The organism is Nonomuraea sp. AD125B, from assembly GCF_041402765.1.
Taxonomy (GTDB): domain Bacteria; phylum Actinomycetota; class Actinomycetes; order Streptosporangiales; family Streptosporangiaceae; genus Nonomuraea; species Nonomuraea bangladeshensis.
The window spans coordinates 191,852-215,766 of sequence record NZ_JBGLOU010000007.1 but is presented as its reverse complement, the minus strand read 5'-3'; the positions used below and the strand labels follow the sequence as shown (position 1 = coordinate 215,766).

The 23,915-nt window shown below is 71.4% G+C and carries 19 protein-coding genes; 7 read left to right on the top strand and 12 right to left on the bottom strand.

Features of this window, described 5'->3' with window-relative positions; translation table 11 throughout:
* Window positions 1-223: 223 nt before the first annotated feature.
* Both ACBR40_RS20350 and ACBR40_RS20345 read right to left on the bottom strand, forming a co-directional pair.
* Window positions 224-1,744, bottom strand: a complete 1,521-nt coding sequence (locus ACBR40_RS20350; protein WP_371249745.1) for an acyltransferase — start codon at window positions 1,742-1,744, stop codon at window positions 224-226.
* Window positions 1,745-1,938: 194 nt separating this feature from the next.
* Entirely contained in the window at window positions 1,939-2,373 is a 435-nt protein-coding gene (locus ACBR40_RS20345; RefSeq protein ID WP_344211313.1) for an Rrf2 family transcriptional regulator, read from the bottom strand.
* Window positions 2,374-2,500: 127 nt separating this feature from the next.
* Here ACBR40_RS20345 and ACBR40_RS20340 point away from each other — a divergent pair, with 127 nt between their 5' ends.
* Both ACBR40_RS20340 and ACBR40_RS20335 read left to right on the top strand, forming a co-directional pair.
* Window positions 2,501-3,250, top strand: coding sequence for an SDR family NAD(P)-dependent oxidoreductase (locus ACBR40_RS20340; RefSeq protein WP_371249744.1), 750 nt, complete (start codon window positions 2,501-2,503; stop codon window positions 3,248-3,250).
* Window positions 3,251-3,293: 43 nt separating this feature from the next.
* A complete protein-coding gene (locus tag ACBR40_RS20335) occupies window positions 3,294-4,355 on the top strand; it encodes a GlxA family transcriptional regulator (RefSeq protein ID WP_371249743.1) in 1,062 nt (353 codons plus the stop codon).
* Between the two features lie 10 nt (window positions 4,356-4,365).
* On the opposite strand, the gene ACBR40_RS20330 is transcribed toward ACBR40_RS20335, so the two are convergent.
* Window positions 4,366-4,923 (bottom strand): hypothetical protein, encoded by a 558-nt coding sequence (locus ACBR40_RS20330; protein WP_371249742.1) that lies wholly within the window; start codon window positions 4,921-4,923, stop codon window positions 4,366-4,368.
* Between the two features lie 187 nt (window positions 4,924-5,110).
* On the opposite strand from ACBR40_RS20330, the gene ACBR40_RS20325 reads away from it, so the two are divergent.
* Window positions 5,111-8,623 carry a WGR and DUF4132 domain-containing protein gene (locus ACBR40_RS20325; RefSeq protein WP_371249741.1) on the top strand — a complete coding sequence of 1,171 codons (3,513 nt, stop codon included), beginning with the start codon at window positions 5,111-5,113 and terminating at the stop codon, window positions 8,621-8,623.
* A 34-nt stretch (window positions 8,624-8,657) separates the two neighbouring features.
* Here ACBR40_RS20325 and ACBR40_RS20320 read toward each other — a convergent pair whose 3' ends face one another.
* Complete coding sequence (locus tag ACBR40_RS20320; protein ID WP_371249740.1) at window positions 8,658-8,981, bottom strand: hypothetical protein; 324 nt, start codon at window positions 8,979-8,981, stop codon at window positions 8,658-8,660.
* A 419-nt stretch (window positions 8,982-9,400) separates the two neighbouring features.
* Window positions 9,401-9,844, bottom strand: coding sequence for a hypothetical protein (locus ACBR40_RS20315; RefSeq protein ID WP_371249739.1), 444 nt, complete (start codon window positions 9,842-9,844; stop codon window positions 9,401-9,403).
* 326 nt (window positions 9,845-10,170) lie between these two features.
* Between ACBR40_RS20315 and ACBR40_RS20310 the strand changes: the two genes are divergently transcribed.
* Both ACBR40_RS20310 and ACBR40_RS20305 read left to right on the top strand, forming a co-directional pair.
* Window positions 10,171-12,384 carry a tetratricopeptide repeat protein gene (locus ACBR40_RS20310; RefSeq protein WP_371249738.1) on the top strand — a complete coding sequence of 738 codons (2,214 nt, stop codon included), beginning with the start codon at window positions 10,171-10,173 and terminating at the stop codon, window positions 12,382-12,384.
* A gap of 2 nt (window positions 12,385-12,386) precedes the next feature.
* Window positions 12,387-13,931, top strand: a complete 1,545-nt coding sequence (locus ACBR40_RS20305; protein ID WP_371249737.1) for a hypothetical protein — start codon at window positions 12,387-12,389, stop codon at window positions 13,929-13,931.
* A 78-nt stretch (window positions 13,932-14,009) separates the two neighbouring features.
* Here ACBR40_RS20305 and ACBR40_RS20300 read toward each other — a convergent pair whose 3' ends face one another.
* Window positions 14,010-17,090 carry a DUF3427 domain-containing protein gene (locus ACBR40_RS20300; RefSeq protein WP_371249736.1) on the bottom strand — a complete coding sequence of 1,027 codons (3,081 nt, stop codon included), beginning with the start codon at window positions 17,088-17,090 and terminating at the stop codon, window positions 14,010-14,012.
* Window positions 17,091-17,324: 234 nt separating this feature from the next.
* Here ACBR40_RS20300 and ACBR40_RS20295 point away from each other — a divergent pair, with 234 nt between their 5' ends.
* Window positions 17,325-18,446, top strand: coding sequence for an RNA ligase RtcB family protein (locus ACBR40_RS20295; protein WP_371249735.1), 1,122 nt, complete (start codon window positions 17,325-17,327; stop codon window positions 18,444-18,446).
* Complete coding sequence (gene prfH / locus ACBR40_RS20290; RefSeq protein ID WP_371249734.1) at window positions 18,443-19,060, top strand: peptide chain release factor H; 618 nt, start codon at window positions 18,443-18,445, stop codon at window positions 19,058-19,060. The genes ACBR40_RS20295 and prfH overlap by 4 nt, the downstream gene beginning before the upstream one ends.
* Here prfH and ACBR40_RS20285 read toward each other — a convergent pair.
* Genes ACBR40_RS20285 through ACBR40_RS20260 form a run of 6 tightly spaced genes read right to left on the bottom strand, consistent with a single transcriptional unit; the run spans window position 19,057 to window position 23,881 of the window.
* Window positions 19,057-19,506, bottom strand: coding sequence for a group II truncated hemoglobin (locus tag ACBR40_RS20285; RefSeq protein WP_371249733.1), 450 nt, complete (start codon window positions 19,504-19,506; stop codon window positions 19,057-19,059). The genes prfH and ACBR40_RS20285 overlap by 4 nt on opposite strands.
* 50 nt (window positions 19,507-19,556) lie before the next feature.
* Complete coding sequence (locus tag ACBR40_RS20280; RefSeq protein WP_371249732.1) at window positions 19,557-20,435, bottom strand: phosphorothioated DNA-binding restriction endonuclease; 879 nt, start codon at window positions 20,433-20,435, stop codon at window positions 19,557-19,559.
* A 28-nt stretch (window positions 20,436-20,463) separates the two neighbouring features.
* Window positions 20,464-21,483: a caspase domain-containing protein gene (locus ACBR40_RS20275; protein ID WP_371249731.1), complete on the bottom strand. Its 1,020-nt coding sequence runs from the start codon at window positions 21,481-21,483 to the stop codon at window positions 20,464-20,466.
* A complete protein-coding gene (locus ACBR40_RS20270) occupies window positions 21,480-21,827 on the bottom strand; it encodes a hypothetical protein (protein ID WP_371249730.1) in 348 nt (115 codons plus the stop codon). The genes ACBR40_RS20275 and ACBR40_RS20270 overlap by 4 nt, the downstream gene beginning before the upstream one ends.
* Window positions 21,828-21,859: 32 nt before the next feature.
* The gene (locus ACBR40_RS20265; RefSeq protein ID WP_344211343.1) at window positions 21,860-22,930 is read right to left on the bottom strand and encodes a VWA domain-containing protein; all 1,071 of its coding nucleotides are present in this window, start codon (window positions 22,928-22,930) and stop codon (window positions 21,860-21,862) included.
* On the bottom strand, window positions 22,931-23,881 hold the full coding sequence (locus ACBR40_RS20260; protein ID WP_344211345.1) for a VWA domain-containing protein: 951 nt from the start codon (window positions 23,879-23,881) through the stop codon (window positions 22,931-22,933).
* Window positions 23,882-23,915 lie beyond the last annotated feature (34 nt).

The following is a 23,915-nucleotide window of genomic DNA, read 5'->3' as shown; positions in this document are numbered from 1 at the left end:
ACGTCGAGCCCGTCCCCGTAGCTCCGGTCCCCCAGCACGGCTTCGCCAAGCCCGACGAGGACTACCCGTGGACGCGACAACTCCTCGAAGCCCTCGAGGCCGTCACCGCCCTCGACGAACAGGACAGTGCCAAACCGAGCGCGCCGCACGACCTGGAACAGCCCGGGACCGGCTCCGGCACGGACCCTGAGGCGACCGCCGCCTGGACCCCGCCCTTCAAGCCCTACATCCCGCCTGGCCCCCTGGAGTCGCTCTTCAACTCCGGGTCCCGCGATCCAGGCACCGACCCCGCAGCCGCCTCCCCGTCGGACAACCTCGCCCCCACCGAGAACGAGCCCGTACGCAGGCGGCTCGGCGACCAGCCGGCCGGCGATGACGACGACACCATGCCGGGAAGCACCACTCCGTAGTCCTGGCGCGGCGATAAGCGACCGGGGCCCCGCAGGACGGGCCGGGTTCGTACCACGCGCAGCACAGCGGCGCCGCACAGGTACGAGAGCACCCCGGCCCATGGCAGCCCGGTCGGCCCGTGGTAGCCGGGGCCGGAGAAGGCGACGAAGAGCAGCCCGGCCAGCACGGCGGCCAGGCCGAGCACAGTCGCACCATCCCGCCACGGACCGCGCCGCTCGGCGGAACGCAGCACCGACCGGCGCAGCTCGATCCGTGCGAACAGGGCGACCAGGACGACGAGGACGAGGGCACAAGCCGCTGTCCACGGCACCCGCCACAGCAGCCACGCCGTGGAGTGCGGCGGGGGCTGCCGCAGTACGCCGGTCGGGAACAGCAGAGCGGCCGCGACCGCCGCCGCTGTCATATGCCAGAGGAACACGGTCAGGATGACCGCGTTGACCGCGATCACCACACTCCACGGGCCGGTCCGGCGAAGCCATCGGTTGGCCGCGGGCGCAAGGGCCAGGACCAGTCCGAGCTGCGTGGCCGCGAGCGCCATCAGTGCCAGGGTCGGCGGAGCCGTGTTGTACCCGACCATGGCGACCGGGTACGGGCCCACCACGGTCAGTCCGATCAGGGCGACCAGGCCGCCGGCCATGACCGCGAGCGCCTTGCCGCGGCTCAGCCGCAGGAGCCCGTCCCGCCAGCAGAAGCCGAGCTGGTAGATCGCCATCCAGGCGAACAGGTAGGTGCTCTGACCGACGACCGGCACATGCAGGCCCCTCCGCAGCAGGTCGGCGACGGCGACGATGATCACCGTCGCCAGCGGGGCGGCAAGCCCCGCGCGGCGGTGCAGCGCGTGCAGCCACGGCGTGAGCACCGCCAGGACGAGGTACGCCAACAGGAACCACAGCGGGATGGAGGCAAGCCACGCCGCATGGCCGAGCAGCTCGCTGCCCACCCCGGCCACCGTTGCCGCCACCGATACCAACGGCAGCACCACGAACAGCGCAGTCGTCGGCCGCAGCAGCCGGTCGGTCCGTCTCAGCACCCAGCCGATGCCGTCGCCTCCGGAGGCGCGGTGCGAGGCCATCGAGGCACTGCCGGCGTAGCCACCGACCAGGAAGAAGATCGGCATCACCTGGAACAGCCAGGTGACCGGGTCCAGCCAGCGCAGGGTGTCCAGCGCGTTGTACCCGGACAGCCTGCCGTCCCGGTAGGTCACGGCGACGACGAACCAGTGCCCGAACACCACCAGGCAGATGGCCAGCGCGCGCCACATGTCGACGCTGCGCTCACGACTTTCCGGCGTACGCGCCGCCAGGTCGCGCACCATCGCCGCCGGCCCCCGCATGACTGCAACCCTCGCTCACCGTGGATCATCGCGCGACACTTCGCCACCGGAGCGGAGGCGATGGTGGCCCCGTCCCCCTGACCTGCGGTTTCTAATCTCGGATGGAACGATCCGTCCGTCGTCCGTCGTGGAAGCCCTGTCGGCGCGGTCCGCTCGATGGAGGACCGGGCCGAGGCGACCCGGCGCAGGACCGCCTAGCGAGGTGCTGCGAGGACGTCCTGGAGCACGTCCTTCAGCGTGACGCGGGCCAGCTCGCGCCGGAGGGTCTCCTCGATGCCGTCGTAGATGCGCTGCATCGCCGGCTGGATGCCGTAACCCACCACGCATTCCTGGTCCGGGGTGGCGCGGTGGAGGGCGAACAGCGGGCCGGGTTCCACCGCTTCGTACACGTCGAGCAGCGTCATCGACTCCAGGTCGCGTGCCAGCGACCAGCCCGCACCCACTCCACGCCGCGACTCCACCAGCCCCGCCCTGCGCAGGTCGCCGAGCAGCCGCCGGATCACCACGGGGTTGGTGTTCACGCTGGACGCGATCTGCTCGGAGGTGGCGATCTCATGGCCCTGGCGCTGGTAGAGGCCGATCCAGGCCAACGCATGGGCGGCGATGGTCAACCTGCTGTTGGCGCTCATGCACTCGTCCTCTCGGTCGCAACTCTCGATGTTACGACACGTCTGTCGTAACACATATGGTTGCGACAGGATGTCGTAACTACTACTGTTACGTCAGTCGAGATGGACAACCAGTGAGGTGAGAAGAATGAACAAGCCACTGACGGGCAAGGTCGCCCTGGTCACCGGAGGGGCCCGCGGGCTGGGAGCCGCGACCGTACGGCTGCTTGCCGAACAGGGCGCCGACGTAGCGTTCACCTACGTCAGCTCCGACAAGCAGGCGCAGGCCGTCGTCGACGAGGTGCGCAGCAAGGGAGCGAAGGTCGTCGCGTTCAAGTCCGACCAGGCGGACGCGCGCCAGGCGCCGGCCCTGATCGACGACGTGGTCGCGCACTTCGGCGGCCTGGACATCCTCGTCAACAACGCGGCGATCTCGGTCAACGCCACGGTGGACGACCCGCATGCCGACACCGCCGCGCTGGACCGCATGCACGCCACCAACTACCTCGGCGTGATCGCCATCATCCGGGCCGCCTCCCGGGTGCTGCGCGAGGGCGGCCGCATCATCACGGTGAGCTCCGGGCTCGGCACTCGAGCCGGCGTCCCGGGCGTGGCCGACTACGCCGCGACCAAAGCGGGGATCGAGCGGTACACCATGGGCGCCGCCCGCGACCTCGGCCCCCGAGCCATCACCGCCAACGTCGTGGAAGCCGGGCTGATGACGGGCGGCATGGAGCCGCCGGACCCCGAGACTCTCAAGGCCCTGCTCGGCTCGCTGTCCCTGCAGCGCTTGGGCCACCCCGACGAGATCGCCGCGGCGATCGCCTTCCTGGCGAGCCCCGCGGCGTCGTACGTCACGGGCGCCGTACTGGACGCCCACGGCGGCTACAACGCCTGAGCATCCCGGATGTGGCCACCTACAGCGCTGGGACACACACCTGATGAGTACTGTGATCCAGGCATCGACGGAGATCGACCTGGAGGACGCCGCGGTGGCGCGCAAGAAGCCGGAGGACTCGACGGACCCGGAGAGGGCGATGAGCGCGACCGGTGACGTCGTCTTCGCCGTGTCCGACGGTGTTCTGCTGCTCGACGTGGCCGGACCTCTGCAGGTGTTCGACAGCGCCGGTGGATACCGGGTCCGGCTGGCCTCGGTGGACGGGCGGCCCGTTCGCGCCGACGTCGGCATCTCGCTGAGCGTCGACCTCGCGCTGTCCGAGTTGGACGGCGACGTGGACACCCTGGTGGTGCCGGGATACCCGCGGGACGAGTACGCCGGCGTTGCCCCTGAGCTGGTGGACGCCGTGCGGCGGGTGGCGGCCGGCGCCCGGCGGGTGGTCTCGGTGTGCACGGGCGCGTTCCTCCTGGCACGAGCGGGGCTGCTCGATGGTCGGCGGGCCACGACGCACTGGGAGGCCTGTGCGGCGTTGGCGGAGACATTTCCCGAGGTGCGCGTAGAACCTGACGCCATCTACGTGCGGGACGGTCCGATCGTCACCTCGGCGGGGGTGACCGCAGGGATCGACGTCGCCCTCGCGCTCGTCGGCGAGGACCGGGGCGAGGAACGGGCCCGTGCGGTCGCGAAGTACCTGGTCGTGTTCCTGCAACGTCCTGGCGGCCAGTCGCAGTTCCGTGACCGCGACGCCGTGGCCGGTCCGCGCTCCGCGACCCTGCGTCGGGCGCTGGACCTCGTGGCCGCTGACCCGTCCGGCGACCATCGCCTCACCACGATGGCCGCCGCGCTCGCGGTCAGCGAGCGCCACCTGAGCCGTCTGTTCCGCCGCGAGCTCGCGATGACGTGCGGCCAGTTCGTCGAACGCCTCCGGGTCGAGGCCGCGCAGGCCCTCCTGGAGTCCGGCGAGGACACGGTGCCGGACGTCGCCCGTGCCTGCGGCTTCGGCTCGGGCGAGACGATGCGGCGGGCGTTCCTGCGCGTGCTCGGCGTCCCGCCGTCGGCCTACCGGCACCGCTTCCGGCTCGCCGGTCAGAGAACCGCACCGTGACGACCGGCGGTCAGCCGACGAACCCGAGAACGATGAGCCCGAGGCCCAGAGGCACGTCGAGGGAGATGCAGGCTTCGGCCAGCGACGGCGCCACGACCAGCTTGCGCCGGAGGTGGATCACGTCCCAGATCGCGTGGCTCGCGAGCGCGAGTCCGGCCACGACCACGCCTGCCTGAGGTGTGCTGAACACCGCGAGCACGGCGGCACCGCCGAACCCGACCACCGCGAGGGCCTGGGCGAGGAGCGCGGACCGTGACACCCGCAGGGCAAGGCCGACGACGACGAGGACGACGGCCGTGCCGCCGAGGCCGGCCCACCAAGCTATCCCGATCAGCTCGCTGACGACGACGACCAGGCTGACGCCGAGGGCGGCAGGCCACACGGTCCAGGGTTCGCCCAGCGCCGCTGCGGCGAGATAGCACGTGGCCGCGACGGCCAGGGTGATGGCCAGGGACTCCTGGTTGCTGCCGGTCACCAGGGAGAGGATGGCGACCGCCAGTCCCAGTGCGGTGGGCCAGCGATGCAGGACGACGTGCCGGCGGCCGGCCGTCGGCGAAGGGGCGCTCATGACGGGGACAGTACGAGAGCGCGACACGGCCGTGAACAGAATGACCAGACCTGTGGAATTGATGGCCGGGAGCGTGGAGTCGTACGCATTGTCAGGCCACCCCGGCTGACCTTCCGCCCGACTTTGTCGGTCGTTCTCGCCATACTCGCCGCTGTCGATCAAGAGGATGCAGGGTGGAGGCATCGGCATGAGCGTGGAGCGCACGCTGACGTTCGTCGGCGGGGGTACGGCCAAGTTCTGGGCGGTTCGCCAGGACGGCGCGGAGCTGCACATCCGGTACGGGCGGCTGGACGCGGCCGGTCAGACGCAGGTCAAGTCGTTCGGCTCGGCCGCCGCCGCCACGGCGGCCGCGGACAAGCTGGTGACGGAGAAGTTGCGCAAGGGCTACACGGAGGACGAAACGGTCTCCGCGCCGCAGGTGGCTTCGGCCGCAGGCGCCGGCAGCGTGGACGACGAGGACCGGCTGACGATGCCGGCCGCCTGGTTGCGCGCTCTCCACCCCCGGCGGGGCGGAGCGAAGGTCTCCGTGAAGCGGCCGGATGCCGACGCGCCCGAGAAACTGGCCGCCGAGCTGGACAAACGCCGGAAGGTGCTCGCCGAGATGGTGGCGAAGTGCCCGGATCCTGAGCTCGCGTCCGCGGGCACGGCGTACCTGTCAGGGGATCCGGCCGGCACGCCGCTGGGCGCAGCGGTGGTCGCCAAGGCGGTGGCCGTGTCCCTGTCGTGGGCCGAGCGCGAGACGCTGTCCCTGTTCGCCGAGACCTGGCTGACCGAACGCGGCCTGGTGTTCGCGGCGGTGGCCGTGACCGAGCTGGCCTCGCTGGATCACGTCCACGACGGGGGCGGCACCTGGACGATCCGGCAGCTGGCCGACGGCGAGGCCCCCAACCAGTTGTACGGCTGGACCTCCACTCAGCAGATCGACGCCCGGGTCCGCGCCGTGCTGGCCGCCGCGTCCGACGCCGAGTACGCCGAGGTCGTCGCGGCGCTCGCGGTGAGCCGCGAGGGCGGGCTCCACCACCGCGTGGCGGCCTCCCACCTGGCGCCTGCCGAGACCGGCTGGGTCACGGCCGACTGCGCCGAGGTGAGCCAGAACCTCCCGGCTCTCGCCTACCGCCTGATCGCCGCCATCAGCACGCCGGAGCACGCCGAGCTGATCACGGACCATGCGCGCGGTCACTACATAGGGGACTCCTTCGCCCTGCCCGCCACGGTCGTCGACGGCATGGGCGAGGCGGCCGTGCCGCTGCTGGCCGTCTGGGTGGACCACGCCTACGGCGCGGACAGCCGGAAGCGGCTGCTGAGCGTGCTCGCCGACCTGCCGTACGACACGGCGATGCGGGCCCTCCTCGACCGCATCGAGCAGAAGTACACCCAGCCGGCCTTCCTGCGCGCGGCCTCCCGCTTCCCCCGCCGCGCGATGCGGATGCTGGCCGAGTCCGGCGGCAAGGTCGTGGACCTGCTGCTGCGCGCCCATGTGGCGGCCCATCCCGACCTGGTGGACGAGGTGCTCGCGAGCCTCGACGACGCCGCCGCCGAGCGCGTCAACAAGATCGCGGCCGTTGGGACCGTCGCCGCCGCTCCGCCGGAGGCCCTGCCCGCGGTGCTGGCCAGCCCGCCCTGGACCCGCCCGCGCAAGGCACGCAAGGTGGTCGTGGTGAACGGCCTGGTCTGCACCGACGAACCGGCCCTCGTGTGGGCGCCGGGCGAGCAGGACAACTGGCGTTCCCCACGGGCGGGTGAAGGTTCATGGGATCGGACCTGGGGCCGGAGCTGGGAGGACATCGCCCGCGGGATCGCCAAGGGCCAGGACGGCCACTGGCGTGAAGAGATCGCCCTGTTCGTCGCCGGGCCCGAGGAACTGGCCGCGCCGCTGCTCGGGAAGTGGCGCCCTCGCGACCTGTGGGGGGCGGGCGACTGGATGCCGAGTGTGGTGGCCGAGTTCGGGGCGGCGGCGCTGCCCATGGTGCTCGACAGCGCCCGGCGCGCCCCCGGCTCGGTCGCCGCGTCGCTGCTGCCGTACGCGGCGCCGGAGGTCGCCGTGCTGATGGCCGAGTGGCTGGCCCGGCTGAAGTCCGTACGCGCCACCGCCCTGGCCTGGCTGCACCGCCACCCCGGAGCGGCCGCCAGGGCGCTGATCCCGGCGGCTCTCGGCAAGCCCGGCGTGGCCAGGCTCCGGGCCGAGCAGGCGCTGGCGGCGCTGGTCGCGGGCGGCCACCGCGACACCGTGGCCGAGGCCGCCGCAGGGTACGGGCCCGCCGCCGAGGCCGCGATCGCCGACCTGCTCATGGCCGACCCGCTCGACGCGCTGCCCGCCAAGATGCCCGTGCTGCCCGAGTGGACGGAGGTCGCGATCACGACCCCGATCCACCTGCGCGGCGGCGCGGGCGCGCTGCCTCCCGAGGCGGTACGCCACGTGATGACGATGCTGGCGATCTCCAAACCCGGCGCCCCGTACGCCGGGCTCGCCGTGGTCAAGGAGACCTGCGACGGCCGCAGCCTCGCCGACTTCGCCTGGGCGCTGTTCCAGTGCTGGCAGGCGGCCGGCTACCCGTCCAAGCAGAACTGGGTGATGGACGCGCAGGCGCTGCTCGGCGACGACGAGACCGTACGGCGGCTGACCCCGCTCATCAGGACCTGGCCTGGTGAGGGCGGGCACGCGCGCGCGGTCACCGGCCTGGACCTGCTGGCCTCCATCGGCTCCGAGGTCGCGCTGATGCACCTGCACGGCATCGCCGAGAAGAGCAAGTTCAGCGGGCTGAAGAACCAGGCCAAGCTCAAGATGGACGAGGTCGCCGCCGAGCTCGGCCTGACGCCGCAGGAGCTGGCCGACCGGCTGGTGCCCGACTTCGGCCTGTCCGCCGACGGCAGCCTGACGCTCGACTACGGCCGCAGGCAGTTCGTGGTGGGCTTCGACGAGCAGCTCAAGCCGTACGTGGCCGACGCCTCGGGCAAGCGGCTGAAGAACCTGCCCAAGCCGGGCGTCAACGACGACCCGGAGCTCGCGCCCGCCGCCTATCGGCGCTTCGCCGGGCTGAAGAAGGACGTGCGTTCGGTGGCAGGGGACGCCATCCACAGGCTGGAGCAGGCCATGGTGAACCGGCGTCGCTGGAGCGCCGGCGACTTCGACCGGCTGCTGGTCGGCCACCCGCTGCTCTGGCACATCGTACGGCGGCTCGTATGGGGGCTGTACGGTCCGTCGGGCGAGCTCACCGGCACCCTGCGGGTGGCCGAGGACCGCAGCTTCGCCGACGTCGAGGACGACCCGCTGACGTTGCCCGAAGACGCCCTCGTCGGCGTGGTGCACCCGCTGGAGCTGGGAGAGGGCCTGGCCGCCTGGTCCGAGGTGTTCGCCGACTACGAGATCCTGCAGCCGTTCCCGCAGCTGGGCAGGGAGACGTACGAGCTGGATCCGGCGCTGGTGGCCGAGATCGAAGCCGCCAAGATCCCCACCCGCGCGGTGATCGGCCTGGAGCGGCGCGGCTGGCGGCGCGGCGCGCCCCAGGACGCCGGCTGGCAGGGCTGGATCGAGCGGGACGTACCCGGCGGCAGAACCATCACGATCGGCCTCGATCCGGGCATCTCGATCGGCTACCTCGACTTCGCCGACGAGCAGACCCTGGTGGAGCTCGGGCTCGACGGCCTCGACCCGATCACCACCTCCGAGATCCTGCGCGACCTGAGGGACATCACCCGATGAACGAACACGCCGGCGTGATACCCCTGTCGTGCGATCAGCCGAATGCGCACAACCTGTTGAACTCCGTGACGTCCGTATTGATATCCGCGATCACCTGGTTGGGGTCGCCGCCGGTCATGCCGGTCAGGCGGAAGCCCAGCTCCTGGAACTCTGAGGCCAGTCGCCTGATCTTCGCCCCTACCGCTCCCTCCGCGTCGAGGGCCGCGCCCATCAGGTCGCGGTACGTCTGCTGAGCCGCGGCCGCCTGGCCGCTGCTGCTGGTTCCGGTGTCCCTGCGGTAGGCGGTCAGGGCCGCCGCCGCCTCGTCGCAGCCGGCGGACCGGACCTCCGGCAGCGGTGGAGGGGAATCCTGGACCACTTGGGTGCGGGTCGGCGGTGGGGATGTTCTGGGCTCAGGCGACGAGTCCGCGGGCGATGGTGAAGGCTCGGTGATGACCCGATCCGGCGAGGATGGAGGCGGGGGCGGACTGGAAACCACGGTGCTGGGCGGGGTTGGAGTGGGCGGCATCAGGTAGGCGAAGAGCGCGACCACGGCCGCGATCGAACCTGCCAGAGCGCTCACCGCCGTCCAGTTCAGGCCCGAGCCTGCTCCCCCGCCGCCCGCCCGCGCTGATCCGCTTCCGGCCATGTCCTCATCGTGGCCGAGCCGCCGAACTCGGTCCAGGACGACTCCTGCAGATGTTCCTCCCGGGTGATGCCGCCAGCAGGGCCAGCTCGTACACCACTCCCGCGCGGCCACCGCTGGAGGCGTATCTCCGTGTAATGGCTCCTTCTGGCCTAGGAGGGCAGCCAGAACTGGAGGGTGTACAGGTCCACCTGATAAATCTCGCGGGGAAAGAGAGGCTCCCGGTCGTTGTCCAGGAATTTCCACCGGATGCGCAGCCGCCAGGTTGTGGCGCGGCGGCCGAGGTCGAAAACCCAGTTGCGGTGGATGAAGCCGCCCGTCATGCTCAGGGCGCTGATTCTTCCCGTGCTCAGGTAGATGTCGCCGCTCCAGGCGTGTGGCCAGGAGGCGTCGTCGGGCGGCTCTGTGTCCCAGGTCTCGCAGCGGACGTACAGAGCGGCGCCTGGGCTGGTTGTCGGCTTGACGATATTGGGACCGACCGCGACCCATACACCGGGTTCGTCCCGTAATCCTTCTTCCTCGACACCGAGGTCTTGAATTGCATAGAAGTCGCTAATTGCTGTCTCTCCGGTCAAGACGGCGATCATCTCAGCCATGCTGCTCAGCCTTTTCATTCATGAGGCCCGCCTTTCCTAAGGCGGACCTTTTCATGGATCAGTCGAGTTTCACGTAGAACATATCCGCGTACGTGCCGTTGGTCGCACTCCAGATGGCGACGAGCTGCCCTAGAGACGCCGCAAGAGACGACGCCCTATTGACGCAATCAGCTCGCCACCTGCCTGCGGCCGCCACGGACTCTGAACCGCCCCTGACCAGAAGGCGCGGCCAGGCAGGTGCCGGAGCGGCTCCGGCCGGGCACGCTTGGAGCGTGTGGTTATGGCGCGTTCGCCGGTCGGCGGGCCGGACTCGAGGGATCCTGCTGGTGGTCGCCGTGGGCCTGCTGGGGCTGGGGGTGGCCGGGTTTCTCGCCGATGTCGTAGGGCTGCCTCATGATGTGCTGGCGTTGCTGGATCAGCGTGCCAGCGTGATCAGCATGGTCGTCGGGCTCATCGGCCTGGTCGTTCAGGTTCGCCCGACCGTCCGCGCGCCGGAGCCGCCCCTGCGGGTGGTGGAACTGCCCCGGCCGCCCGCCCGGCACTTCCTCGGCCGCGACCACGCTCTGCGGCAGCTCACGGCTGCCCTCCGAAGCGAGGCGGGAGTGATCAGTCTGGCGATCTGTGGCCTCGGCGGCATCGGCAAGAGTGAGCTCGCTCTGCAGTACGCCCACACGCACCGTGACGACTATGAGCTGATCTGGTGGATCCCCGCGGAGAGCACCACCCAGATCAGAACCGCGCTGGCCCAGCTGGGACGTGCCTTGGCCGCAGCCGTGACTCACCGCGACCAGGGCGGGCCGGCCTCGGTCGCGCCGCTGGCGGAGCAGGACGCGCTCGCGTACGCGTTGGCCTGGCTCGCCGGGCGCCGAGGATGGCTGCTGGTATTCGACAACGTCGAGGACCCGCACGAACTGGACCCCTATCTGGGGCGGCTGGAACGGGGACAGGTGTTGATCACTTCCCGGCGGTCGACCGGATGGGACGCGATCAGCGGCCGGATTCTGCTGCCCGAACTGTCCCCGCAGGAGGCCGTGGCGCTGCTCGCCGACCTGATCGGCTCACCGGTCGCAGAGCCGACGAGCCTGGAGAGCCTGGCCGACGAGCTGGGATTCCTGCCGTTGGCCCTGGTGCAGGCCGGCGGCTACATCGCCGAGACTCCCGGCATGACGGTGGCCCGCTACCGGCGTCTGCTGGCCGCGGCGCCCGGCCGGATGCACGCCGCCTCGCCTCCGGGGCAGAGCGAGACCGATCGACACGTGATCGCCCGCGTGTGGCAGGTCACACGGCACGCCCTGGCGGACCGCGACTCACTGACCGTCGAACTGCTGCGCCTGCTGGCCTGCTACGCCCCTGCCGCCCTGCCCATGAACGCGCTCGGCACCTCGGTGGACGTGGCCGAGTCCGTCTCCCTGCTCGCCTCGTACAGCATGATCACTCTCACCCGGCCGGAACGGGGCCGCCCCGGCGACGCGCCCGAGCAACCCCTGGTCGGCATGCATCGCCTGGTCCACGCCGTCATCCGGGCCGAACTCACCGACGAGCACCGCCATACGCTGCGAGAACGAGCCGCCCGGCTTCTCGAAGCCGCCCTGCCGGCCGACCCGGAGGACATACGCTCCTGGCCGCTGTACGCCCGATTCCTGCCCCATGCCCGCATCGTTCTGGCCCCTGACTCCGCCGGAATGCTCCAGGCGATCCGGTACTTGGCCGCCAGCGGCGACCCGCGTACCGCACACGCCTGGCAACGCGACCGGCACACCGCCCTGCACGCCGCCCTCGGCCCCGAACATCCCGACACCCTCGCCGCCCGGCACGACCTCGCCCACTATCGGGGCGAAGCAGGCGATGCCGGAGCGGCGCGCGACGAGTTCGCCGCGCTCCTGCCCCTCCAGGAACACATCCTCGGCCCGGATCATCCCCGCGTGCTCGCCACCTGGCATGCCCTCGCCCTGTGGACGGGAAAGGCAGGCGACCCCGCGGCGGCCCGTGACGGAGCTGCGGCGCTCCTGCCGATCCGCGAACGCGTACTGGGAGCCGAACACCCCGACACCCTCGGCACCCGGCACGACCTCGCGTACTGGACCGGCCAGGCAGACGACCCGGAAGCGGCGCGCGACCAGCTCCTGGCGCTGCTGCCCATCAGCGAGCGCGTCCTCGGACCCGAGCACCCGCAGACGCTCGGAAGCAGGCACGTGCTCGCTGTCCTGCTCGGCAGGCTGGGAGACCCGCCGGCGGCCCGCGACCGGTTCGCCGCCCTGCTCCGGATCCGAGAGCGGGTGCAGGGACCCGACCATCCCGTCACCTTGAACGCACGACACGAGCTGGCCCGCTGGACGGGCGAGGCAGGAGACGCGGCGTCGGCGCGCGACCGGTTCGCCGCGCTGCTGCCGGTCCGACAGCGGGTCCAGGGGCCCGACCACCCCGACACCCTCGTCGCCTCCGAAGCGCTGGCGTATTGGGAGCGGCGGGCCGGCCCCAGTGCTTCCGCGCTGACGGACCGGATTCCCTTCCGACGGCGACACAGACGGGAGGACGAGTGATCGTGCCGGGATTCAGCGCACGCCCTCCCCGGGACTGGAACCCGGCCGAGCGGCGGTTATGGCGGGCCTTCCAGGAGGGACAGGAGCTGGATCTCCGTACCGGCGTCCCCGACGAGGACGATCCCGCGACCGGTCCTGCCTGGACCGCCGCAAGGCGGATACGGGCGCAGGTCATCGCGGCCCTGCTGCTGAACGGGCCCGCGTCGGCCTCGGGACGAGTGCGTTCGCTGCGGCTCACCGGCGCCCGTGTCACCGGCAGGCTCGACCTGCGCGGCGCGGTCATCGCCTGCGGCCTGGACCTGGTCGGATGCTTCTTGGACAGCGAGCTCGACCTCACGCTGGCGTCGGCGGAGAGCGTGTACCTGAACGGATGCCGACTACCGGAGCTGTCGGCCGAAGTGCTGCGCGCGCGGACGTTCATGATGCGCGACGCCCATGTCGAAGGTGACGTGCGCATCCAGGGCAGCCGCATCGACCTGGACATCGACCTGGATCGGACCCGGGTCGGCGGTCTGCTCAACGCCAACCTGGTGATCGTCGGAGGTGACTTCAACGGCCGCAACTGGCACCGGCACGAAGAACGGCCGGGCGCCGGGCTCGTCGTCGGAGGTTCGCTCAACTTCGCGGGTGCCCAGGTGAACGGGATCGATCTGTTCGCCGCGCAAGCCGGTGAGGGCGTCTGGCTGCAACGGGCCACCGTCGGCTACCTGTGCGCCGCCTCCTCCCAGGTGAACGGCCGGATCAGCCTGCAAGGCAGCACCGTCACCGGCGAACTCGACCTGGCAGGAGCGCTGGTCCGGGCCGGATCTCCGGACGAGGTGATGATCGACCTGTCCGATGCCCAGGTGGGCAAGGCCGTCCTCACCCCCGCACCGCACAGCTTGGGCGTGGTGTCGCTGCGCAACGCCACGTTCGGGACGCTGCAGGACCTGTCGCAGGACGGGCCGAGCCTGTCGCAGGACGGGCCGAGAACGGAGCTCGACGGCGCCGTCTACGAACGGCTGCAACCGCTGCCCCCGCATTCGGCCCGCCGACGGCTGGCCTGGCTGCGCCGCGGCAGCGACAACTACACGCCGCAACCGTACGAGCAGCTCGCCTCCGCCTACCGCGCCTGCGGCCTGAACCGGGAAGCCGGCCAGGTGATGCGCGAGAAGCTCCGCCGAGCCGCAGCTGGACAAGGCCTCGTCCAGCGGGTGTGGGGCCGGGTCCAGGATCTCGTCCTCGGGTACGGTTACCAGCCGTGGCGTGCGGCCGTCGGCGTCACCGTCCTGCTCACACTCGGCACGCTGTACTTCTCCACCGCCCAGTGCCACGCCGCCCCGGCCGGGACCAAAGGACTCTGCCCGATCAAATCCGACGAACATCCCGCGTGGGATCCCTTCCTGTACACACTCGACCTGCTCATCCCGCTGGTGAGCCTGGGCCACGACACCGCCTGGGACCCTGTCGGCCCGGCAAAAGCGGTCGCCCTGGCGCTCACGGTCGCGGGCTGGGTGCTCGCCACCACGATCGCCGCCGCAGCAGCACGCACGATCAACCGCTCGTAGAGGCGTCGAACGGGCCCAGAGAAATCACCAGGTTCGGACCCGAGGCTAGGGCGTCGTCCACCGGGGTCCAGGAGGGGCTCAGCCGGCGATGGCGGCGCGGCGGAACAGGTCTGCAGGCATTTCCTCGTCGAGTCGCCACGTGATGCCCATCGGCCGCTCGCCGCGGTGCTCCACGTAGTGGGCCTTGCCGTGGAAGACGTACGCCTCGGGGTGGCCGAGGTCGTTCTTCTTGCGCTCGCGGGTGAACAGCAGCACGTGGCTGCCCTCGGCCGCGTGGTTCTGGTAGCGGCGGCCCGTGGCCGAGGCGGCGCTGGTCCGGTTCTGGGATTCCCAGTGGAACAGGCGCGAGGTCAGGGCGTAGTCGTGGTACATCGTCTGCGGTGAGAACTCCTTCTCGTTCTTGCGCAGGGTGACCAGCAGGGCGTCGCACCGGGTCGCCGGGCTCCAGGCGACGCCTTCGCGCGCGTTCGAGGGCACCTGGCCGTTCAGCGAGGCCCAGCCGATCGCGGTGAGCACCTCCTCGGAGGAGTAGGAGGCGTTGACCGCCAGCGGCACGCCGTCGAGCTCCACCGGCTTGGCCACGTACCGCGGCCGGTCGACGCCGTAGGCGAGCACCTGCCTGAGCTCGTCGCACAGCGCCGTCTCGCCGCGCAGGCGGTCCAGCGCCTCGTCGTAGGAGGCGAATCCGCCCCCATCGCGCCAGAACGAGAAGAACAGCATCCGGGCGAAGGTCTGGTCGGACGGCGACAGCGACGCGTAGCGCGGACCGTCAGGCTGCAGCAGGCGGGCGTAGGCGTCGCCGCGGGTCCGGTCGTCCACGTGCAGCAACGCGCGGACGCGGCGCCCCAGCTGCTCTTCCAGCAGGGAGCCAGGCCCGGGCAACAGGCCGGTACGGCGCAGCAGCGAGGTCCAGCTGCGATCGTTGCGGTAAAGGTCGCTGATGTCGCGTCCGCTCTCCTCCAGATAGCTGATCAGCGACAGCTCCCCGACGGAGCGGATCTCCTGCGACAGCGTGTTGACCGTCACCCCGAGCTGGACCTTGAGATCGGCCAGCAGCCGCTCCTTGGTCACCCGGTCCAGCACGATCTGGCTGCCCGACGGCAGCAGCGGGAAGTCGTCCTTGACCTGCGTGTCCAGCCGGCCCCTGGAGAACCCGGTCAGCGCCTGGAACCGGTTGGCGAACCGGTACTCCTTGCGGTGCTGCCCGACGAAGTCGAGCACGGTCAGCACGTCCTTGTCCGGCGTACGGCGGAGCCCGCGCCCGAGCTGCTGCAGGAAGATCGTGGCGCTCTCGGTGGGCCGCAGCATGAGCAGGGTGTCGACGTCGGGCACGTCCAGGCCCTCGTTGAACAGGTCCACCGCGAACAGGAACCTGATCTTCCCGTCCGCTAGCGCCCGGAGCGCGGCCTTGCGGGTGCCGTCCTCCGTCGAGCCGTCCACCGCCTGCGAGGGCAGCCCGTGCCGGGTGAAGAAGCCGGCCATGTAGTGCGCGTGCCGTACCGAGACGCAGAAGCCCAGCCCGCGCATGGTCTCCAGGTTGCCGACCTTGTCGCGTACCGCGTTGAACACCAGCCGGGCGCGGGCGTCGTCGCCGGTGAAGACGTTGTCGAGAGCGGCGGCGTCGTAGGAGCCGCGCGTCCATTTCACCCCGGACAGGTCGGTGCCGTCGTTGATGCCGAAATAGTGGAACGGGCACAGCAGATCGGCGTCCAGCGCGTCCCACAACCGCAGCTCGGAGGCGATCCGCCGGTCGAAGAACGCGTCCTGCACCCAGGTGCCGTCCGACCGCTCCGGCGTCGCGGTCAGGCCGAGCAGTTCCTTGGGACTGAGGTGATCGATGATCTGCCGGTACGTCGGCGCGGCAGCGTGGTGGAACTCGTCGATCACCACGACGTCGAAGTGCTCGGGGTCGAACTCCGTGATCCGCCGGGTGAGCGACTGCACGCTCGCGAACACGTGTCGCCAGTGCCGCGACTTCTCCTCCCCCACGTGCAGCTCGCCGAAGTCCGGGGCCGCGAGCACCTGCCGGTACGTGCGCATCGCCTGGGCCAGGATCTCCCGCCGATGCGCCACGAACAGCAACGACGGCCGCCGGCCCAGCCGCTGCTGCAGGTTGCGGTAGTCGAAGGCGGCCACGACGGTCTTGCCGGTGCCGGTCGCGGCGACCAGCAGGTTGCGGTGCCGGTTGTGGACGGTGCGCTCGCGGTCGAGGTCGGCCAGCATCTCGCGCTGGTGGTCGAAGGGATGCGGCACCAGCTCGGGGATGTCGAACAGCTGCTTGCCCACCTGTGAGCGGGCCAGCGCCTCGTCCAGGCGGTCGGCGTCGGTCGCGGGGTCGTACGGCTCGAACTGGGAGCGGTTCCAGTAGGAGTCGAACGTCGCCTCGAACTTGTCCAGCAGCCGCGCGGTGGTCACCGACGACAGTCGAACGTTCCACTCCAGCCCGTCCAGCAGGGCCGCGCGGGACAGGTTGGAGCTGCCGACGTAGGCGGTGTCGAAGCCGGTACGGCGGCGCAGCAGCCAGGCCTTGGCGTGCAGCCGGGTGGAGTTGCGCTCGTAACTGATCTTCACCTCGGCGCCGAAGTCATTGACGAGACGGTCGAGCGCTCGCCGTTCCGTCGCGCCCATGTACGTCGTCGTGATCACCCGCAGCGGCACGTTCCGGCGCCGCAGCTCGGCCAGCGGCTTCTCCAGGATGCGCAGTCCCGACCACTTCACGAACGCGCACAGCAGGTCCACCCGGTCGGCGCTCTCCAGCTCGGCCGCCAGTTCGTGCGCCAGGTTCGGGTCCTCGCGGGCGTTGGTCAGCAGGGCGGCCTCCGCCAGCGAGGTCAGAGGGCGACGCGGAGCGGCTTGTCCGGGAACGTCCTTGACGATCGACAGGAGCTGGTTCGGCCCCTCCGCGACCGTCTCCGGCTCGGCGAGCTGCGCCAGCAGCCGGTTGGCCAGGGCCACCTGCTGGTCGGGGCGCCCCTTCAGCTCGGCGAAGGCCCTCGCCGCCGTCTCGCCGACGAAGCGGGCGAGCAGATGGGGGACCTCCTCGGCGTCGATCTTGGACACCTCGACCAGATGACCGGTTCGCCGCCAGGTGTCGATCTTGGCTTCGAGCGTGCCGCTGAGCAGGGAGTCGTAGAGACCCGGGATCGGAGCGTCGGTCATGTCAGGCCCTCGGAGCATAGGAAGATCACATGTCTAGCCGATGCCTGCGGAGGGCGGCAAGGGGTTCTTGGGCGGCGGGAAAATGGTTTGCCTCGGGTGGTGGGCTCGGGGAAATGTGGTGTTCATGAGGCTCTGACGGACAACACCCCCCTTTTTCGAGATGCCGCGGCGCGTACTCGGCGCCGTGATGCCGCATGCCCATCCCCCTTGTTCAGCGAAGCGAGAAGAGCGTCTTTGTCTCAGCACCCCTCCCCCAAGGCCACGGTCGCCGTGTTCGCCTCCCCCACGAGCTGGATCGAGTCCGATGCCGTCGCGCAGTGCCATCAGGTGGCCGCGCTCGACGGGATGAGGCACGTCGCCGGCATGCCCGACCTGCACCCCGGCAAGGGCGCGCCCATCGGGGCGGCCATGCTGTCGGCCGTCCTCTATCCGTTCCTGGTGGGGTCCGACATCGGTTGCGGGATCGCGGTGTTCCCCATCAAGCTCAGGCGCGTCGTGCCCGAGAAGCTGGCCGCGCGGTTCCCCGATCTCGATCGGGTGCCGGATGCCGACGATCCCGCCTGGGACGTGGTGAAGGGTGACATTCCAGCCGGTTACGTGGAAGGGCTCGGGACGGTCGGCCGGGGCAACCATTTCGCAGAGCTGGCGCGGATCGGGACGGTTTTCGAGCCGGAGCACGCGAACCGGCTCGGGCTCGACGCCGGGGACCTGGTGCTCGTCGTCCACAGCGGCTCCCGGGGGCTGGGCGAGCGGATTCTGCGGGCGCACACCGAGGTGCACGGCGCGGGGCCCGCGCCTGATCCCGGCTCCTACCTGGCGCTGCACGACGACGCCGTACGGTGGGGGGCGCTCAACCGGCGGCTGCTGGCCGCGCGCGTGGCCCACGCCCTGGGGGCCGAGCCCACCGAGCCGATCGTCGACCAGTGCCACAACCTGGTCGAGGTCCGCGATGGGCTCTACCTGCACCGGAAGGGGGCGGCGCCGGGTGACGGGCGTGACGTGCTCATCGCCGGTACGCGCGGCACCCCGTCCTACCTCGTCGCCGGGCACGCCGGGGCGGACGCCGGGCATTCCGTGGCCCATGGCGCGGGCCGCAAGATGTCGCGGGCGGACGCCCTGCGCCGGGGGCGGGCCAAGCACACGGTCGAGGAGCTGCGGCGTACGCCGGTGGGGTCGGTGGTGGTGTGCGGGGACCGGCAGTTGTTGTTCGAGGAGGCGCCGACGGCGTACAAGCGGATCGAGCAGGTGATCGCCGATCTCGTCGCCCACGGTCTGGCCACGCCGGTGGCCACCACGGTCCCGCTGGTGACGTACAAGACGGCCGAAGTCGGCAAGGGGCGGCGGGGGCGTTCGTGAGCGTGCATCTGCTGCTGTCGGCCGGGCGTGGCCCGCAGGAGTGCGCGTGGGCGCTGGCCCGGCTGCTGCGTCGGCTGGAGGTGGACGCCAAGCGGCACGGCCTGGAGACCCACCGGGCCGACACCGTTCCCGGGGAGCGGGCCGGCACCTATCGGTCGGTTCTCGTCCGGATCTCCGGGGCGGGCGTCGAGGAGTTCGCCGCCTCGTGGACCGGGACGTTGTGCTGGCAGGCCCCCAGCCCGTACCGGGCCGGCGCCGGGCGCAAGAACTGGTACGTCACCGCCCAGCCGTGCCAGGTCGACGCCCCGCGTACGGCGTTCAGTGAGGCGGACGTCGACATCGTCGCCTGTCGTACCGGCGGTCCCGGCGGCCAGCATCGGAACAAGGCCAGCACGGCGGTGCGGGCGACCCACCGGCCCACCGGGATCGTCGTCGTGGTCGACACCGAGCGGCAGTTCGGCCTCAACCGGCGCATCGCCCTGCGGCTGCTGCGGGAGCGGATCGAGCAGGGTGACGAGGCGGTGGAGCGCGCCGTCACCGCCGCCCGCCGGCGCGTCCACGACGAGCTCGTCCGCGGCGACCCCGTACGCGTCGAACGCCCCGAGGGCGCTTAGCGTTGCGGGCCGTCCCAGGACCAGCGGGGGATGGGTAAACCCTCCGGCACGTCGGCGGCGGACTCCGGATAGCGGGACATGGTCGTGGTGGTGGCCCAGGCGAAGTAGTCGTGGAGCACCTGACGGAGCGGCTCGCCCTCGGCCAGCCCCACGTCGTCGAGAGCCTGGTCGAAGCAGGCGATCGCGCGGCGGTCCATCTCCTCGTGCTTGCCGTTGCCGCTGTGGAGGCGCACGACGGACGTCTCGTCGCCGTACTGGCCGGAGTAGACGGCCGGGCCGCCGAACGCCTCGGCCCAGTAGGCGGCCAGCCGCTCGCTGTGCCGGGGGTGGAAGCCGTGGCTGAAGGCATGGCCGACCACCTCGTCCGCCATCACCCGGACATGCCACGCTTCGGCGAGACGGAGCAGGCCCTCGTCGCCGCCCGCGGCGGCGTACACGGTCTCCATGACCCGAGGATGCCAGGACCCACCGACAATTCACGGCCCCGCGTCGAGAGTCAGGCGCGGGCCGGTGGGCGGAAGACCTGGCGGCTGTGCCAGGTGATGTGGTCCTGTTCGAGCGTGTCGAGGCCGGCCTGGGGCTCGCGGGCGGGGCGGCCCGCCAGGGAGAGGACCAGGTCGCGGGAGGACTGCGAGCGGCCGGCGTACCTGGCCGAGACCGTGATCGTGTGCTCCGCCGTCAGGCCGAGGACGCCCTTGTCGAACAGCTTGTGGTGGATCGCGCACAGGCACAGGCCGTTCGCGACGTCGTCGGGGCCGTCGAAGGCCCACCAGCGTACGTGCGCCGCGTCCAGGCCGACCACCATGCCGTCCAGCCAGCCCTCGTAGGAGCAGAAGGCGCAGCGGTACTCGTACGCCATGAGCACCCGGTCGCGGAAGGCGGGGTCGCGGCGTACGGCGGGTCTCGCGGCCGGAGCGGTGGCGGTTTCGAGGTCCAGGCCGGTCAGCAGGCACAGGTCCTGGTGCAGGGACGGGGCGAAGTTGGCGTCCAGGAGATGGCGGGCGATCCGCCCCAGCAGGCCGGGCTCCTCCGCCAGGGCGCGGGCCAGGTCGGGGTGGAGGCGGCCGGCGGCCTCGCTGTCGCGCAGGCGGCGCAGCTCGGGGCCCGGGCTGCCGGGACCGTGACGGGTGTCGACCAGCCAGAGGCCGTCGGTCGTCAGGTGGTGGAACGGGTAGCCGGGGCTGGTGTCGCGGGGCGGGCCGTACTCCTTGAGCAGCTGTTTGAGCTCGGCCTCGGCGGCGCTGAACGGGATGGGCCGGTTGCCGTCACGCTGGAAGCGGCCGAGGGCGTAGAGCAGGAGGAGCGGCTTGTGCGGGGCTCGCTCGCCGCCCCTGGTCCAGCGCTTGATCCCGGCGATCCGCTCGATCCAGTCCACGGTGGGCCAGTGTAGAGCGATTCCCCCATCACAGCGTGGTGCGGAGCGTCCGGAGTGCTCGTTCGCACACGGCATGCCAGGTGTCCTTGCCTCGATCACGGACCCGCACGCTGGCGACCACTTCTTCGTCACATGTGCGTCCGTGCCACGAGCACTTGCCCTGGACCGCCAGTGGCCCTCCCGTGTGGTAGCGGGGGTCGAAGTCGTGCACCTCCACCAGCCGGGACTTCATGGCGGTCGCAGGCCGGTGGCGGTGCTCCTCAAGACGTGCCCGCGATTCCCGCTCCAGATCTCGGACGTCGCGGGCCGGCTTCGCGTGGGCGCGGTTGCGGACCAGGGTCAGCCGGCCTGCGGTGTTGCGGTCACGCTTCTGCGGCAGCGGACGTCCCTTGGCGCGCATCGCGGCGCGTACGTGGGTGTAGATGGTGTCCAGGTCCAGCAGGGGACCTCGCCCCTGGATGCCGTCCTGGAAGATCCGCAGCAGTTCGGCGGTGAAGGCGGTGTGCGGCTCGCCCACGGGCGCGAGGGCCTTCTGGTTCTCCGCCGTCGCGGCGAGCACGTAGGTGCCCTCGGTGCCGGCCTCGTCGATGGCGGCCGTGACGGGGTCGGACATCGTGCCCAGTGCCCGCCCGCTGTGGCAGCAGTCGAGGATGACGATCCTGCGGGTCGCGCGGCTGTCCAGCAGAGCGTCCCTGACGTGGGCGTAGGAGACGGCTGTGTACGGGCGCTGCGCGTCGGATCCCTTCAGTGCCAGGTGCAGCTCTCCGCGCCGGGGATCGGTCAGCCCGTGGCCCGCGTAGTAGAAGACCAGGGTGTCGGTGGCCTCGTCGGCCGCCCGCACCACGGGATCCAGCAGGTCCGCGCCGGTCACCGGATCGGCCACGATGGTCACGTGATCGGCGGGGAGCCCCCAGACCTCCTCGGCGGTCAGGACGTCGGCGAGGGACAGGAGGTTGTCCTCCACCGACGCGAGGGCGGGGAGGAAGTCGTAATGCGCCGTCCCGATCAGCACGACCCTGCAGAGGGCGGGATCCGGGACCCTGCTCATGACCGCTTGGCTTCGAGCGCTCGGACGATCTTCTCGACCGTCTCGGGATCGCCGTCCGCCAGGACGATCTTCGTCCCGTCGTGCTCGATGGTGACGGACGGTTTCGCCGGTCGCGTGGCGCGCCAGGCGACGTAGGCGAGCGCGAAGTTGAGCGCCTCGAAACCGCTGTCGACGATCAGCTCGATCACGTCCAGCGCGGCGCCCATCTCCCCGTCCCGGACGGGAGGCCCGCCCAGTCTGACGCGCGCGTGCCTGCGCACCTCCGGGTCGTCCAGCAGCCATTGGCGAAGGGACTGTAACTCCTGCTCAGAATGATCGCCGTCGAAGCGCACGCGGATGGACATCCTGACCCTCCTCTACGTCATGACCACATTACTCACCGGATCGGCGTACGAGGGCGGTTCCACCACAGGGAGAGGGACAGGGCCGTGACGACGAGGAGGGCGCCGCCGCCGGCGAAGAACGGGGCCGTGTCCACCCGCTCGCGGATCACCTGGAAGGAGCCGGGCAGCGAGTCGAGGGCGTCCTGGAGCTGGCCGGCGTTCTCGGCGCGGTGGTACGTGCCGCCGGTCGTCCTGGCGATCTCCTTGAGTGCGGGCTCGTCGATCGAGCGGATGTTGCGGCCGCCCCGGTCGAAGCCGCCCCGGCCGCCGCCCCAGCCGCCGAAGCCGCCGAAGCCGCGGCCGTCGAACTGGGAGTTCTCGCAGACCATCGGGGCCGGGGTCGTGGTGCCGAAGCCGATGGGGAAGACGCGCACCCGGCGCAGCGCCGCCTCCTCGGCGGCGGTCTCCGGGTCGACGCCCTGGGTGTTGGCGCCGTCGGTGAGCACGACGATGGCGGCGCTCGCGTAGCCCGGGTCCGGGCCGCCCCCGGCGGCGGCGTTCGCGCCCGTGGGCGGGACCGACGGGTCGACCTCGGCGATCGCGTCGATCGAGGCGAGCATGGCCTGGCCGATCGCGGTGCCGCGGGCGACGGTGAGGCCGTCCAGCGCCTCGATCAGCTCGTCGGTGTCGTCGGTGGGCGGCACGAGCAGACCGGCCGAGCCGGCGAAGGTGACCAGGCCGATCCTGGGCCCGCCCCGCTGCGACTCGATGAACTCCGCGGCGGCCTTGCGGGCGGCGGTGAGGCGGTTGGGGTCGACGTCCGTGGCGCACATGGAGCCGGAGGTGTCCAGGGCGAGCATGATCGTCGCCGACCTCATCGGCACCGCCACCGACGCCTGCGGGCGCGCGGCGCCGACCGCGAGCAGCACGAGCCCGGCCACGAACAGCGCCGGCGGGATCCGCCGGGTCCAGCGCGTACGTCCGGGCAGCGCGGCCCGTACGAGCGCGATCGAGGTGACCCGCACCGCGGCCCGCCGCCGGCGGCGCAGGGCCCACCACCGGATCGCGAAGATCAGCGGCACGACCAGGACCGACAGCAGCGCCCACGGCCACGAGAACGTCATTCAGATCACCCGCCCCGACCGGAACACGGTGAGCGCCGCTCCCCCGGTGAGCAGCGCGAGGGCGAGCCCGATCAGCCCGCCGGCGAGCGGCAGCGGCTCGTCCGAGACGGTGACCCGCAGGTCGATCGTGTCGGCGATGCCGTCGAGCCGCGCGGCGTCGGAGGCGGGGTGGTAGGCCCCGCCCGTGGTCTCCGCGATCCAGGTCAGGACGTCCTCCTCCAGCGCGGTGTGCAGGCGGTAGCCGTCCACACTCACCGTCGCCCCGGCCGTGGTGCCGACCCCGACGGTGTGGATGTGGACGCCCGCCTTCTGGGCCGTCTCGGCGGCGCGTTCGATGTCGCCGCCCCGGTTCTGGCCGTCGGTGAACATCACGATCGTGGCCGACGGCCAGTAGCCGAGGTCGGGGATGTCGGCGTCGGGGTCGAGGGGCACCTGCTTGCCGGTGATCGCCGTGAGCGAGGCCCTGATGGCGGTCCCGAGCGCGGTGCCGCCGGTGACCTTCAGCCGGTCGACGGCCTTGAGCGCCACGGAGTGGTCGGCGTCGGGGCGGGCGGTGGTGCGCGCGCCCTGTTCGAAGGTGACCACGCCGATGTCGACGCTGTCCGGCTGGGCCTCGATGAACGCGCGGGCCGCCCGCTGCGCCGCGGCCAGCCGGTTGGGGGCGACGTCGTCGGCGCCCATGCTGCTGGAGACGTCCATGGCGAGGATGACGGTGCCCGCGGTGCGCGGGACCGGCACCATGGCCGCCGGTCCGGCGGCGGCGACCGCGAGCACGCCGACGCCGGCGATCGTCAGTCCGGTCCCGAGCGACGCCCGCCGCCCGCCGGGCATGGTGACGCCGGCCGCCGCGAGCGCCCTCGTCCTGCGGCGGCCCAGGACGACGGCCGCCCAGACCAGCGCGGCCGTGACGAGCAGCCCGGCGACCAGCAGAAGGGGGGAGGAGAGCGTCATGATTCCCCGTCCCGGGTCATGACTTCCGCCCCAC

Coding starts and splice junctions, on each gene's coding strand:
- ACBR40_RS20350 (WP_371249745.1), bottom strand. CDS start 1,744: ATGCGGGGGCCGGCGGCGATGGTGCGCGACCTGGCGGCGCGTACGCCG.
- ACBR40_RS20345 (WP_344211313.1), bottom strand. CDS start 2,373: ATGAGCGCCAACAGCAGGTTGACCATCGCCGCCCATGCGTTGGCCTGG.
- ACBR40_RS20340 (WP_371249744.1), top strand. CDS start 2,501: ATGAACAAGCCACTGACGGGCAAGGTCGCCCTGGTCACCGGAGGGGCC.
- ACBR40_RS20335 (WP_371249743.1), top strand. CDS start 3,294: ATGAGTACTGTGATCCAGGCATCGACGGAGATCGACCTGGAGGACGCC.
- ACBR40_RS20330 (WP_371249742.1), bottom strand. CDS start 4,923: ATGAGCGCCCCTTCGCCGACGGCCGGCCGCCGGCACGTCGTCCTGCAT.
- ACBR40_RS20325 (WP_371249741.1), top strand. CDS start 5,111: ATGAGCGTGGAGCGCACGCTGACGTTCGTCGGCGGGGGTACGGCCAAG.
- ACBR40_RS20315 (WP_371249739.1), bottom strand. CDS start 9,844: ATGGCTGAGATGATCGCCGTCTTGACCGGAGAGACAGCAATTAGCGAC.
- ACBR40_RS20300 (WP_371249736.1), bottom strand. CDS start 17,090: ATGACCGACGCTCCGATCCCGGGTCTCTACGACTCCCTGCTCAGCGGC.
- ACBR40_RS20285 (WP_371249733.1), bottom strand. CDS start 19,506: ATGGAGACCGTGTACGCCGCCGCGGGCGGCGACGAGGGCCTGCTCCGT.
- ACBR40_RS20275 (WP_371249731.1), bottom strand. CDS start 21,483: ATGAGCAGGGTCCCGGATCCCGCCCTCTGCAGGGTCGTGCTGATCGGG.
- ACBR40_RS20270 (WP_371249730.1), bottom strand. CDS start 21,827: ATGTCCATCCGCGTGCGCTTCGACGGCGATCATTCTGAGCAGGAGTTA.
- ACBR40_RS20265 (WP_344211343.1), bottom strand. CDS start 22,930: ATGACGTTCTCGTGGCCGTGGGCGCTGCTGTCGGTCCTGGTCGTGCCG.
- ACBR40_RS20260 (WP_344211345.1), bottom strand. CDS start 23,881: ATGACGCTCTCCTCCCCCCTTCTGCTGGTCGCCGGGCTGCTCGTCACG.